At 34.5% G+C, this 13677-nt stretch carries 12 protein-coding genes; 3 read left to right on the top strand and 9 right to left on the bottom strand.

Translation table 11 applies throughout. The features are described 5' to 3' along the window. Positions 1-108: 108 nt before the first annotated feature. On the top strand, positions 109-849 hold the full coding sequence (gene lptB, locus ACHRV3_RS10305; protein WP_026982881.1) for an LPS export ABC transporter ATP-binding protein: 741 nt from the start codon (positions 109-111) through the stop codon (positions 847-849). 67 nt (positions 850-916) lie between these two features. Here the strand turns inward: lptB and ACHRV3_RS10300 are convergent, their stop codons facing one another. Together ACHRV3_RS10300 and ACHRV3_RS10295 are read right to left on the bottom strand one after the other, a co-directional pair. Further along, complete coding sequence (locus ACHRV3_RS10300; protein ID WP_395434565.1) at positions 917-1771, bottom strand: glycoside hydrolase family 25 protein; 855 nt, start codon at positions 1769-1771, stop codon at positions 917-919. A gap of 14 nt (positions 1772-1785) precedes the next feature. Further along, the gene (locus ACHRV3_RS10295) at positions 1786-2496 is read right to left on the bottom strand and encodes a CDP-alcohol phosphatidyltransferase family protein (RefSeq protein WP_395427671.1); all 711 of its coding nucleotides are present in this window, start codon (positions 2494-2496) and stop codon (positions 1786-1788) included. A gap of 276 nt (positions 2497-2772) precedes the next feature. Here ACHRV3_RS10295 and ACHRV3_RS10290 point away from each other — a divergent pair, with 276 nt between their 5' ends. Both ACHRV3_RS10290 and ACHRV3_RS10285 read left to right on the top strand, forming a co-directional pair. Further along, a complete protein-coding gene (locus tag ACHRV3_RS10290) occupies positions 2773-3756 on the top strand; it encodes a PorV/PorQ family protein (protein WP_395434845.1) in 984 nt (327 codons plus the stop codon). A gap of 37 nt (positions 3757-3793) precedes the next feature. After that, complete coding sequence (locus ACHRV3_RS10285; RefSeq protein WP_395434564.1) at positions 3794-4930, top strand: DUF4105 domain-containing protein; 1137 nt, start codon at positions 3794-3796, stop codon at positions 4928-4930. A gap of 1 nt (position 4931) precedes the next feature. On the opposite strand, the gene ACHRV3_RS10280 is transcribed toward ACHRV3_RS10285, so the two are convergent. From ACHRV3_RS10280 to ACHRV3_RS10250, 7 genes are all read right to left on the bottom strand, one after another. Next, positions 4932-6326 carry an exopolysaccharide biosynthesis polyprenyl glycosylphosphotransferase gene (locus ACHRV3_RS10280; RefSeq protein WP_395434563.1) on the bottom strand — a complete coding sequence of 465 codons (1395 nt, stop codon included), beginning with the start codon at positions 6324-6326 and terminating at the stop codon, positions 4932-4934. 61 nt (positions 6327-6387) lie between these two features. Further along, positions 6388-7737 carry an O-antigen ligase family protein gene (locus tag ACHRV3_RS10275; protein ID WP_047774198.1) on the bottom strand — a complete coding sequence of 450 codons (1350 nt, stop codon included), beginning with the start codon at positions 7735-7737 and terminating at the stop codon, positions 6388-6390. Between the two features lie 7 nt (positions 7738-7744). Then, the gene (locus tag ACHRV3_RS10270; RefSeq protein ID WP_395434562.1) at positions 7745-8845 is read right to left on the bottom strand and encodes a glycosyltransferase; all 1101 of its coding nucleotides are present in this window, start codon (positions 8843-8845) and stop codon (positions 7745-7747) included. Beyond that, positions 8842-9960 (bottom strand): glycosyltransferase family 4 protein, encoded by a 1119-nt coding sequence (locus tag ACHRV3_RS10265; protein WP_395434560.1) that lies wholly within the window; start codon positions 9958-9960, stop codon positions 8842-8844. Before ACHRV3_RS10265 ends, ACHRV3_RS10270 begins: the two co-directional genes overlap by 4 nt. A 69-nt stretch (positions 9961-10029) precedes the next feature. After that, positions 10030-11133, bottom strand: coding sequence for a glycosyltransferase family 4 protein (locus ACHRV3_RS10260; protein ID WP_395434559.1), 1104 nt, complete (start codon positions 11131-11133; stop codon positions 10030-10032). After that, positions 11134-12288, bottom strand: a complete 1155-nt coding sequence (locus tag ACHRV3_RS10255; RefSeq protein WP_395434558.1) for a glycosyltransferase family 4 protein — start codon at positions 12286-12288, stop codon at positions 11134-11136. It abuts the gene before it with no gap. Position 12289: 1 nt separating this feature from the next. Then, positions 12290-13669, bottom strand: a complete 1380-nt coding sequence (locus tag ACHRV3_RS10250) for a UDP-glycosyltransferase (protein WP_395434556.1) — start codon at positions 13667-13669, stop codon at positions 12290-12292. Between the last annotated feature and the right edge of the window lie 8 nt (positions 13670-13677).

The following is a 13677-nucleotide window of genomic DNA, read 5'->3' as shown; positions in this document are numbered from 1 at the left end:
GATTATTTTGTTTTTATTTTGTCCTTTCAAATCAAATTTTTAAAATAGATTGAGCTAGTTTTTAGAATTACCTCGCGATCTAATTTTCACATTATCTAATTAAAAAAAATGAAGCTAAGAGCCGATAATTTAATCAAAACTTACAAAGGCCGAAGTGTTGTTAAAGGAATTTCCGTTGAAGTTAATCAAGGGGAAATTGTTGGACTTTTGGGACCAAATGGTGCCGGAAAAACAACCTCTTTTTACATGATTGTAGGATTGGTAAAACCAAATCAGGGCAATATTTATCTTGATGATCTGAACATTACCGATTATCCGATGTACAAGCGTGCACAGCAGGGAATTGGTTATTTGGCGCAGGAAGCCTCTGTTTTTAGAAAATTAAGTATTGAGGATAACATTCTAAGTGTTTTACAATTGACTAAACTTTCTAAAGAAGAGCAAATTGCAAAAATGGAAAGTTTAATTGAAGAATTTAGTCTGGAACACATTCGTACCAACCGAGGTGACTTACTTTCGGGAGGGGAACGTCGTCGTACAGAAATCGCGCGCGCGCTGGCAACAGATCCTAAGTTTATTCTGCTAGATGAACCCTTTGCAGGTGTTGACCCGGTTGCCGTGGAGGATATCCAAAGAATTGTAGCGCAATTAAAAAATAAAAATATCGGAATTCTAATCACCGATCACAATGTACAAGAAACCTTGGCCATCACCGATAAAACGTACTTAATGTTTGAAGGAGGAATCCTAAAAGCCGGAATACCGGAAGAACTGGTAGAAGATGAAATGGTTCGTCGTGTTTATCTCGGACAAAACTTCGAGTTACGTAAGAAGAAGCTGGAGTTTTAATTTAGTATTCAGTCGCAGTTACTGAAAACTGAGACTGAATACTGAGACTGAATACTGAGACTAAAAACTAATCCACTGTAATAAACTGCAATTGTTGTAAGTCTCCATTATAGATATTAACGTCAACTGTGGTTTTTATACCTGGTACAGTTGCTTTCTCTGTAAATTGCCAGAAGAGCCAGTCTTCCTCTATTCTTTCACGGTAGAAATTATAATTGGCAATCCAAAACAAATACTCGCTGAATTCTTCTTTCAAAAAATCAGCATAATACCTTTCACCGCTATAAATAATCGGACGAACTTTATAATGTTCTTCTACTTTGAGCAACCAACGTCTCAAGCCTTTTTTCAGACTGTCCAGAGATTGGTTTTTAGGAAGTTTTTCAATGTCTAAAACCGGAGGCAAGTCGCCTTTTTCTAATTTTACGGTTTTAATAAAGAGATTTGCCTGTTCTATTGAATTTTCATTGGGACGATAGTAATGATAGGCTCCTCGGATCATTTTGTTTTCTTTGGCTCCGATCCAATTTCGTTTGAACTGGAAATCTTTTCTGTCTCGGCCCACAGTTGCTCTGATAAACACAAAATCTATCGGGTATTTTTGCTCTAAAGTATCTACGTAAGACCAGCTTATTTTTCCCTGGTATTCAGATACGTCCACACCAACTGATTTTCCTTCCCGTTTGGCCAGAACCTGAAAGTTCCGGACATCCGAAAGTCGTTTGTCCTCGATTTCTTTTTCTGAAACCTTATGTGATTTAAACCCTAAATAGTAGGCCAATCCTCGGCGATAATGATAGGCCGCCGTCAGAAAAAGTCCAACAAAAGCAAAAATAGTCAGGTAACGAAACAATCTACCGATCGAAGAACCTGAATTTGATTTTCGATTGTAATTTGTCCTTTTGGCCGGTTTTCTTTTCATTCAATAAAAACTAACTACTTTTTCAAAAAAGTATTGTTTACCACTGATAGTAGTACATAAAAAAGTATAATTACCGGAATCGCACTATACTGAAGTAAAAACAACAGCACAAGACAAATGGACAAAAACACGATTTGAAGCGCATTCTCTTTTAAGCTCATTTTCTTTACTTTTAAAGAAAACAATGGTATTTCGGCATTCATAATATAAGCACTACATAAGGCGATCACTAACAAAACCCATTGATTAGTCAGAATTTCCAGTACTATCAAAGAATCTGAAAATTTCAACACCAAAGGCAAACTCAAAATAAACAAAGCATTAGCGGGTGTTGGCAAACCAATGAAAGAATCTGTCTGACGTGTATCTATATTAAAATTAGCCAATCTGTAACAAGAACCTAATGTCACTATAAATCCTAAAAACGGAATAAAGGCATTTGTCCCTAAATCGTGTGCACTATTGGTAAATAAAGTAAACATAACATAACCCGGCACAACTCCACTGGTCACCATATCGGCCAAAGAGTCTAATTGCAAGCCAAGCGGACTGGAAACTTTAAATAATCTGGCAAAAAAGCCATCGAAAAAATCAAAAAATATTCCTAAACAAACCATGTAAAAAGCCATTAGATAGTTGGCCTCTGAAACATAAACAACTGCTATGCAACCGCAGAAAAGATTGATTAATGTAATTAAATTAGGAATGTGTTTTTTAATATTCATCTGTACTAAATTTTGATAATAGTGAGCAACAAATTTAGTACAATAACTGCATCCAAAACACGTTTTTTAAGGAGTTTTTTGTCTAAAATTTTGAGTTTTGTAATATTTATCAAAATCAACAAATTAGATGATTAAAATATTATATTTTTGATAAAATTTAAAACAGACCCCGGTTTACAAAAAAAATATCCGTTGAAGAAACTTTTCGCGCTTTTACTATTTTGGAGCTCTACTATGCACTATGCACAAACGATTCGAAAATACTCGAATGAGTTTATGAATATCGGCGTTGACGCTGCTGCACTTGGGATGTCAAGCGCTGTTGTATCCTCTACAAATGATGTAAACTCCGTTTACTGGAATCCTGCCGGTCTGACCCATCTTGAAGATCACCAGGTCTCCTTAATGCACGCCAATTATTTTGCCAACATTGCGCAATACGATTATATTGGTTATGCGAGTCCAATTGATGACAGAAGTGCCTGGGGAATTTCGATGATTCGTTTTGGTGTTGATGATATTATGGACACGACCGAACTAATCGACAATCAGGGAAATATTGATTACAACCGAATACGCTTATTCTCAACAGCAGATTATGGTTTTACCTTTTCATACGCCCGAAAATTGCCTATAGAGGGATTTCAATATGGGGTAAATGCAAAAGTGATTCGTCGTATTATTGGAAAATTTGCGAACTCGTGGGGATTTGGTTTCGATTTTGGACTTCAGTTTGAAAGAAACGACTGGAAATTTGGTTTAATGCTGCGAGACATCACTACTACTTATAATGTCTGGAATATTGACGAGGAAGAATATAAAAAAATCTCAGACGCAATTCCGGGAGAGAATAATACCTTGCCCGAAAGTACCGAAATCACGTTGCCAAAAGCACAATTGGGCGTGTCCAGAAAAATAGATTTTCATTACGACTACAGCCTTTTAATTGCTACCAATCTTAATATGCGTTTTGAGCAAACACATGATATTATTTCCTCCAAAATTGTAAGTATCGATCCGGCAGTAGGTTTTGAATTCGGCTATACAGACTTGGTTTTCTTAAGAGCCGGAGCCGGAAATTTTCAGAATGTTACACAATTGGACAACACCGAAAAACTAAGTTTTCAACCGAATATAGGATTAGGATTTAAATATAAAGGTATTCAGGTAGATTATGCTTTGACCGATTTGGGTAATCAAAGTACTGCTTTGTACTCTAATATTTTTTCGATAAAAGTAGATTTAGGTATCTTTAGATAATAATTACAAACCTTTAAACTTCTTAAAATTTTAAATCATGAAGAAAGTCATTTTTAAAATAACGTTTTTTACTTTATTATTATTAAGTTCTACTATTGGTTTTAGCCAAAATGTACCCTTGTCAAAAGAAGCTAAAGTAAGCGTTATTACTTGCGGTCTTGGCAACGAAACTTATTCATATTTTGGACACACTGCCATTCGCGTTTCCGATCCTTTGACCAATATTGATGTTGTTTATAATTATGGTGCTTTTGATTTCAGCACTCCTAATTTTGTTGCAAAATTCACAAAAGGAGATTTACAGTATTTTGTTATTGCCCACTCCTATGCTGAATTTATTGACAACTATAACTATGAAAAACGAAGTGTTTACGAGCAGGAATTACTTATTTCACCGGATTTGAAACAAAAACTTTTTGACAAACTAAATACAACACTGCTTTCTGAAGATCGTTTTTATACTTATAAATTTATTGATAAAAACTGTACTTCGATGGTTGTAGATGTAATCAATACCATTTTAGGAAAAAACACGATTACCAAAAAAGGCGACACTGATATCACATACAGATCTATACTGTATCCTTATTTTGACGGGCATTTTTATGAAAAGTTAGGAACGAGCATTATTTTCGGAACCAAAGTGGACCAATTAGGAACCCGTATCTTTTTACCGTTTGAATTGAAAAACAGTTTAGAAAAAACTACTTTTCAAAATCGTCCCTTGGCCAGTGCAAGTAAAACACTTTTGAGTTTTGAAAAAGAAACACCAACATCTTGGTGGAACAACATTTACACTTACCTTATTGTACTCGCCTTTGTAATTTTAGTACACAACAGAATAGTAGACAAAATCTATCTTTTAATTTTGTCGTTAATGGGAATCTTTTTTGTTTCTGTTGGATTTTATTCTTTTCATCTGGAACTATCGATGAATTATAATGTGCTTTTATTCAGTCCGCTTTTGCTGATTCTACTATTTCTTTCTATAATCAAAAACAAAAAATGGACTTATCGATTTACAGTTTTACATCTGCTTTTTCTAATCGTTTATACCATCTTCATGATCAATAAAGCACATTTCTTTATTGTTTTGCCAATGATACTAACGAGTGGCTTTGTTTTAGTACGAGTAGCAATCCGAAACAAAAAACGAATTCCTATTATCATCTAAATTACTGTCCGCGATAAAACACAATTGTAGTAATGGTTTTAAACGTAATACTCAAATCCAGAAAAACGCTTCTGTGTTTGATGTAATACAAGTCATATTGTAATTTTATCAGACTTTCTTCTATCGATTCACCGTAAGAATAATTGACTTGTGCCCAACCGGTAAGGCCGGGTTTTATAACGTGTCTTGTTTCATAAAAAGGCATTCTCTGGGCAATTTCATCTACAAAAAACGGACGTTCGGGTCTTGGTCCAATTACGGCCATATCTCCTATAATAACATTGAAAAACTGTGGTAATTCGTCTATTCTGGATTTGCGCATAAATTTTCCAAACGGAGTAACACGTCTATCCCCTGAAGTTGCAAAAGCCACTCCATCAGATTCTGAGTTTTCGACCATTGTTCTAAATTTGTATATTTTAAAAACAACTCCATTTTTACCTACTCTTTCCTGCGTATAGAACAAACTCCCTTTATTCCCGATCAAATTTCCGATAAAAATGAAAGGAATAAAAATACAGCAGATTATCAGACCCACGAATGAAAAAAAGAATTCGAAAAAACGAACCTGAAACAAATACAACTTATTATTATTACTTCGGCTAAAAGGGAAAAACCGATAAAAATCTCTTGAAATATAATGCACCGGAATACGCTGCGTTTTGCTTTCGTAAACTTGTGTATACTCCCGAATTATGTTTCCGCCTTCTAATAAATGGAGTAGCTTCTGGTACAACTCAGTCGTTATTCCATCCGTATTCTGGGAGGCTATCACAATCTCTGAGATATTGTGTTTAGAAACAAAATCTTCCAGATCTTCTCTTTTGATTTTTTTTACGTAGTGAAAACCCAGATCCTCCTGAACTATCGAATCTGAGTTTACGAAACCCACAATTTTATAATGAGGATCAACATTTTCAAGCCCTAAAACCAATTCTTCGACCTGATTCTGATTGCATATTAAAACTACGTTCTGTACAAATCTGTGAGAAGCCAAAAAATAAACATACAGGTATCTCCAGGCTAATAATGAAAAGAGAATTGCAAAATAAAATACCACAATTGCGATTCTGTGTTTGGGTAATTCCGGCGATAAAATCGGAGTCAGTAAATACACAATTACGGTTGTACTGGTAGTAAATATAGTACTCTTAAGAATCTGAAGCTGGTTGCTTGCGACCTGTAAATTATACATTTCGAAGATAGAGCCGAACATGTAGATGTAAAAAATCAATACAATTTCCCAGTAATAATTTGCGCTTGAAAACTCAAAATACTTAAAATCAAAAGTAACACTCAACAAAAAAAGTGCACTTAAGACAGAAATAGCATCTAAAATATGAAGTAGTACTTTCCGTTCCGATATTTCGAAATGAATTTTATTATTTAAAAACATTTATTCTATAGTTTAATTTGGGGTAATTAACTCGCAACAAATGTATTATAAAAAAAAGGATTTAATCCAGTGAATGTTCAGGTTTTTCAGGAATGTTAATTTGAACAGAAAGCAGCGCTAAAGCATATATAAAGGCCGGGGCTGCCAATCGCATAGCCGCGTGATTAATTGTTAATAGCCAAAACGCCCAAAATGAAAGGACAAATACATTTTGGCGGTTATTTACAAAAAACAATAACGGAGTAAACAATAAAATCAGCAAATCTATTATGCCTAAAGTCCCGTGTTCAGCCATCATCCTGGTTATTTCGTTATGAGAAGCCGCTTCAATACCTGTTTCTTCTTCTCTGATTTCTTTATTCTTTCCTACCCCTACTCCCAAAATAGGATTATCAAGAAACATTTGAAATTCGGAAGCGATAAGAACTTCTCTACCCGATAATTTACTCTTTTTCTCTCTTCCTGCTGCATCCTGATTTGCATATCTTTTATTAATCAATCCACTGGTTTGCATTGACGAGTATCCCCAGACCCCTACTCCTGCCAGAAATGTAAGGATGATTACTAAACCAACTTTCGCCTTAGACTTTGCATTTCCTTGTTTGTACAAGACAATTAGAAGCAAAACAATCATTACAATACCGGTCATTACCCCTCCTCTTGAAAAAGTAACAATTCCCCTAAAAGCAAAAACGAGGACTAGAAAACCGTTAACCGCTATGAGCAACTTACTTTTAGAGTTCAATAATAGTTGTACGAAAAACACAAAAATTCCTAAGCCTAAAATAGTTGATACCTGATTGGGGCCAAATCCACCTGAAGTTGCAAAATTAGAATCTGTTCCTCTTACAACATCCTTCACACTTGGAGAATACATAAAAAGATAAGCAGCAATAGAAACCAGGGGCAGAGCCAAGGCCGTTATCACCACCTTTAATCTGTCGAAAGTTATTCTTCTCTGAAAACAGTAAATAGACGAAATCCCTAAACAAACTGGTCCTGAAATATTAAAAACAATTGCTTTCCTGATGTCTGTATCCATATTTAAGGAAAAAACAGATAAAATCACACTTGGAATAAGTAAAATAAAAAAGATCCAGTAGATAAATGCCCGGTTCGAAAAACCGGAATAGATGATCCCAATAAACATAAAGAGTATAACAGCATATTTACCAAATTCATTTAAAATAGCACCGTTTGTCATCCTTAAAAACACCTCAACTGTAATAACATATGCCGACATTATCAGAACTTCATTATTTTTGTTTTTATTTTTCACTATGTAAATAAGTCCAAAAGCGCAGATCGACAAAGCGTATATCTTTGAGGTAAACGGCAAAATAAAAACCAACACAGCAATTGCTGCATGAATGACGAGAAGGTATATGTATATTAGTTTCGGGTTTTTCATTGGTATTTTAATTGGTATTTTTCACCACAAAATTAGTTGAAGATTGCAACCAAAAAATATATTCTTTTATTATTGCATCTTCACTATAATCTGACAGGATTCTTTTATTCAAATTCAACCCCATTTCTGTTCTTAAATTTGGTTGTTCTATCAAGATTTGAATGGCTTCAATAAATTGATCGCTATTATTAGATTCAATAATCTGTCCTTCCTTTTCAGAAGTAATCACTTTGGAAATCTCGCCTACATTTGTTGCAACAACCGGTAATTTGTACAATCCATATTCCAGAACGGCTAAAGGAAGCCCTTCAGAAAAAGAAGGCAGGACCGCAATATCACATTGCTCTAAAGCACTGCCCACATTTTTTACAGCACCGTAAAAAAAGACGGTATCCTGAAGTTTAAATTCGGCTACCATTTTATTTAATCGGTCCGCATATAAATCTTTAAAATCTTTGCCGAACAGATGAAAACTCCAGTCCGGAAATTTATCTTTTATTGAACGGGCTACATTTAACAGTAATTCATAATTCTTTTGGGGACGCAAGTTCGCAACACAAATAATTCTCTTTCCCTCGGATCCAAATAAGGATATTTTTTCATTTAAAATTACTGACTTCTCAATAAAATTAGGAAGAAATATAATATCAGGACAGAACAAATATGATGCTGCCCACTTTTCTAATGCGGCATTCACTGAGATAATACCCTTAAAAAAAACAGAGCCAAATTTAAGACTTAAGCTCTTTCTTAAAGTTAGATCCTGTGAGATCCCATAATGATCGTGCCAGATAATTTTTACTCTCGGAAGCGTTATTTTAGCTAAAACAGCAATAAAAAAAGAAGAACTATGCGCATGAATAATATCAATTTTATTATTCTTCAGATACTTTCTCAGCTGAAAAACAGCTTTAAAATCTACACTCTTTTTTCTCTTTAAAAATAAATAAGACACTTTTTCGTCTATCTGACTTAAAAGCAGCCCTTCTTTCCGGGTTGCAATTAATCCCGAAAAAGTAATTTTCTTAGCCAGAGCATTAGCATAATTTACTGCCATTCTCTCTGCTCCACCCGTTTCTAAAGAGTCTATAAGCTGTACAATTCTCATTCTGTGAGTATCTTTTTAATCTCCGTTTCAAAAACAGTTGTTGTATAATTCTGTGACCATTCCAGTGCCAGCTTGCTTTTGGAAAAAAAAGCTTTTTCATTCTCCAGTATTTCTTCCAGTTGAATTACATCTTTCTCTAAATCCATATCCAACAAGATCCCTCTGTTTCCATAATCGAGCATAAAAGGAACGCACGAAACTTTGGTTGCAACAGGTACGCATCCCCAAAACATACCTTCGGCTATTGCTTTAGGCCAGCCTTCACTTTTAGATGGCAGTACTACAAAATGACTTTTTTTATATGCTTTTTTTATGATATCCTGGTTTTGGTTACCGTGCAATAAAACATGGTTTTCTAATTGATTTACTTTAATATAGTCCCGTAAAATCTCTTTTTCAACTCCTTCTCCATAGATATTCAAAACGACGTTTTTACCTTTTTTAATCAGTTTCTCCGCCAGTCGTATTGCGTACATCGGATTTTTACCTTTAACTAAGCTTCCGACGAAAATCAATTCTATTACCGGATCAAGGCTTGGTTTTTCTATGCTTTCCTTCTCAGATACTGAATAGGTCGCTGTAAAAAAGGGTTTTATATTTTTAGATTGGTTTTCCCAATCTCCGTAAACCAAAACCTGCATATTTTTGGTCAAAAAAGTATTGCTTAAAATATATTTTTGTATCCGATACGCCAACGGTTGTTTGCTTTTTGGATCCCAATTACCTGCATATTTGGCTGTTTTTGTTTTATTCGGAAATAAAATCTGCACCAGACATCCCAACAAACCCATATTTCCCGGACAACGCAAATGAATGTGATCTGCAGTTTGCATTGCTTTATAAATCCTCCACGATACCAAGGGCAAAAAAAGAAGACTCCTTAAAATACCAACAGGCGTAGTTAATGCCAAAGCAGGAACTTCCTGAAAATTAAGCTCGGGGTGTTGATAAGCCAAATCAATGTTGCCGACTTTATCTTTAAGTAAAGGAGCGACAATACTGACCTGATCTACATATTTAAACCAGATATTCATCTCCCAGACATACGGCCCATAGCCGTACAAATGAGTCTCTTCCTTTTTATGGAGAACATGGGTGATGATTGTAAAATTCATAGATTCTGAGCTTTTTCTGTGAAAGAAAGGGTTCTTTTAAATAGTATTCCGGATGCAATTGGATTTCCCTTACTTTCTTTCGATTATTTTTTTCATCATCGCGCTATAGGTTTCAATACCAAATTTTTCTACAAATGTTTTCCTTGCCTTAATCCCCATCTCATATTGATTTTCAGCACTGTTTTCTACTCTTTCAAAAAGCAAAACCATTTCTTCTTTAGTAGGATTAAATTTAAAGCAATCTATCCCCTCTTCCAGTTCTGTAGAAAGTCCTGTGGTATTTGAAATTAGCAAAGGAGTCTGATTCATCATCGATTCTAAACCCACTGTTGGTAAATTATCAAATTTGGAAGGTATAATAGTATAATGACTTTCATTGAGATATTTATCAATTTCATTATAAGTTAAGGCCCCAACAAAATTAATCTTGACATCGTTACCTATTAATTCCTCAATTTGCTTGTGCTGACTACCGCTGCCTGCAATATTCAAAATAATTTTTGATGTCTTAAATTTCTCTTTATAAACTAAAAAAGCATGAATTAAATCAATAACTCCTTTTGATGGTTCGAGCCGCCCTAAATAAGATACTACAATAGAGTCTGAATTTAAAGTACTTTTTCCATTAAATCTGTCTTTCATCGGATTCACAACTTTTATTCCTTTTGTGCAACCAAAATAGTTTTCCAGATCTTCTTTGGCTAAGTCCGAAGGACAAATAACCTGATCTGCAAACCAATTATAAAGCAGTTTCTTTCTGTATTTTTTGAAATTCCTTTTCAAAGAGGAACTCGAAACATCTTGCTGAATCTGAGTAGACAATGTATGATAATAGGGAAATGTTTTAATCTTACCCAGTGAAAGTATTTTAGATACTATGGTAGTGATGTTAACATTTACAAAATGGCTTATTAGTACAGTTGGCCTGTATCTCCAATAGAGTTTAGCGAACCAAAGCGCATCCTTAAATTTTACAGGTCTGTTTGCTGTTGGCCAGGAATAAACGGAAAGTTCTCCTTCTCCGATATTTTCTTTGAAGGGTTTGTTAAAAAAAGGGTTGTGCGAAATAAATACAACATTATTGCCCGCACGTGTTAAATCACGAGCTAAATAATAACTCATAAAAGAAAATGAACTTTCGGTATAATTATGTGCTATTAAAATTGTTTTCATTTATTCGTTACCTAAAATTCCCATCTTATAAAAATCAATATTCTGAAGAACAATATTCTCTAAACCATATTTTTCAAGTACAACTTCTCTCGCCTTTTTACCCATTACAATTGATTTTTCCTTGTTATCAAAAGTCCAAATAATCTTTTGGGCTATATCTGCAGGGTTATGTGGGTCACATAACAAGCCTGTTTTATAATTTTCTATTGTCTCCGGCCCGGGGCCTAATTTGGTAAAGACAACGACTTTTTCCATAGCCATCGCCTCCGGTGCGACTAGTCCCTGTGTTTCCATATGAGACGGGAATACACAAACTGTAGCTTCTGAATACACTACTGGTATATTTGTATATGGAATTGCACCATGAAAATGAATGTCTTTTACAAACTCTCCTAATTGCGACAACTCTTTTTCTTTCAATAACTGCAGGTAAGAACTACCTTCAGGGAAAAACCAATCTCTGCCATATATTTCTAATGTTGCCTCAGGGTATTCTTTTTTCACCAATGGAAAAGCTTGTATTAACTGACGAATTCCCTTCTTCTCGCAAACCGTACCTACAAAGACAATTTTCGATTCAGGAACTTCTTTTACCATTGGCTGAAACAATGTTGTGTTTATCGGGTTTTTAATATTGGCAACAGCTTTCCCGTTATAACTTAAATATTTTTCGGTGTGCGTTTTTACATATTGAGAAACAGCAATAAAAGCATCACTGTTTCTAAACGATCGGTTCTCTTGAAATCCTTTCCATTTATTGATTTTTCTATTTTCACTTTCCGCAAAAAAATGATGACCTCCGTGAAGTCGTATGATGTATTTTATAGTCTTTATTTTGCTGATAAAAGCAAGACCTAACTCAGAAGACTCCACTATATTGATCGGATTGCCTTGGTGAATTTCTTTTATCTTTTTGTTAATTGCTTTAAAATTAAAATACCAGGAAATCATTTTTAAAGTACTTCTTTTTAAACGATAGACATGCACACCGTCTACAATTTCGGTCTCGTCATTTAAAGTATAATTAATCCCGATTACCGAAACATGAATTCCTCTTTTGACCAATGCTACAGCCAGAGTCTTTACAAAACTACCTATCCCGCCATGAGGAAATCCTTCTTTTGGATATTCATTTGTTAAAAAACAGATGTGCATTTTAATTGGCTTTAATGATTTCCCTTATTCTCATTGAGGCGTTTTCATAATCTTCAAGAACAATTCTTTTCCATTCGATCATTTGCGAACTACAACTCTTTTGAAGCGTTAGCTTTTCTACAATTTCCGCTTTATTGTTCAGCCAAATTACGGCATCTTTATTAGGCATACTTTTGAAATGCTGAAATTGATAAATCGTTTTTACCGACCAATCCCTCACATTTTTAATTGGCTGATCGTAATTAATAAAGACACAAGGTTTGCTGAACATGGCAAAATCAAAAGCCATAGTCGATCCAACATTCACCACTATATCCGAGTAAAAAGCAGTGCTGACCAACAACTTCACATCGTCAACCGATGGATACACTGTACTCCATTCGTTTGTAGTATTAAAATACCATAAAGGAGTGGCTTCTTTTATCAAATCTTTATATTTATGTACAACAGCATCATATCTGCCTGAAAAATCTACCGGACATCTTCTGAACAAAATTTGATATTCATCCTGTAAATTAGCTTTTATCAATTCTTCGGCAATATCATTCAAGTACACCGGATCATCGGGAGATGTCTTTGTATCATCACCGGAAAAGCAAATGATTTTTTTATTTAAATCTAAATTATAGCTCTTGTAAAAAGTCTCTTTGTCAATACTGTTTTTTTTCTCTTCGTAAAACTCAAATTGAGAAGTTCCAGTAATAGCAATCTTTTCTGATGGAATTTCAGGATAATACAGCTCTAATTCTTTTTTCATGTAAGCGGACCATACCAAATAATTATCTGCTCTTAACGCCATTCTTGCCTTTGGCAAATTATCCCAGGAATAAATTACAGTTGCTGTCTTAATTCCCAGATCGGTCGCAGCGGCAAATATAGTGGCTACTTTCAGCGCACGTTGGTGCGAGCAAAAAACAGTTTTTGGCTGTACCTCTTTTAGTATATTTTTTACCTCATCGTAAAAAATATTCTGACGGATTGCTTTTTGGTATTTTTCTTCTAATTTGAGAATATTGGAGTATTCTTTAAAAAAAGGAGCTGCCATCTCAATTAGTTTATAAAAAACCTTTTTCGAAAATGTCTTTTGATTCCAATTCCAATTGGTCAATAAGGAAGTGTTTTTTACTTTTTGAGTATTATAATAGAGTCTGGAAAGGCAAATTAATTCTCTTAAAAATTTCTCTTTAGCAGATTCTTTGTAAGCCGGAATAGTAATTTCGTCATCAATTGCTACATTATCTTTAATCGCATTTACCGTTTCAGGATCAAAATTATGAAACAATACTAAATCCTCTTCCATATCTTTAAAGACATTAGAATACAGATAATTTCTAATTCCGACTCCATCGGGAAAGAGCAATAAAATTTTATCCTTCTCCATTCAAAAAT

Origin of the sequence: Flavobacterium sp. FlaQc-49 (assembly GCF_044005985.1) — a bacterium.
In the GTDB taxonomy this organism is placed as follows: domain Bacteria; phylum Bacteroidota; class Bacteroidia; order Flavobacteriales; family Flavobacteriaceae; genus Flavobacterium; species Flavobacterium cupriresistens.
Note: the sequence above shows the minus strand (reverse complement) of the source record. Positions and strands in the feature narration are given on the sequence as shown.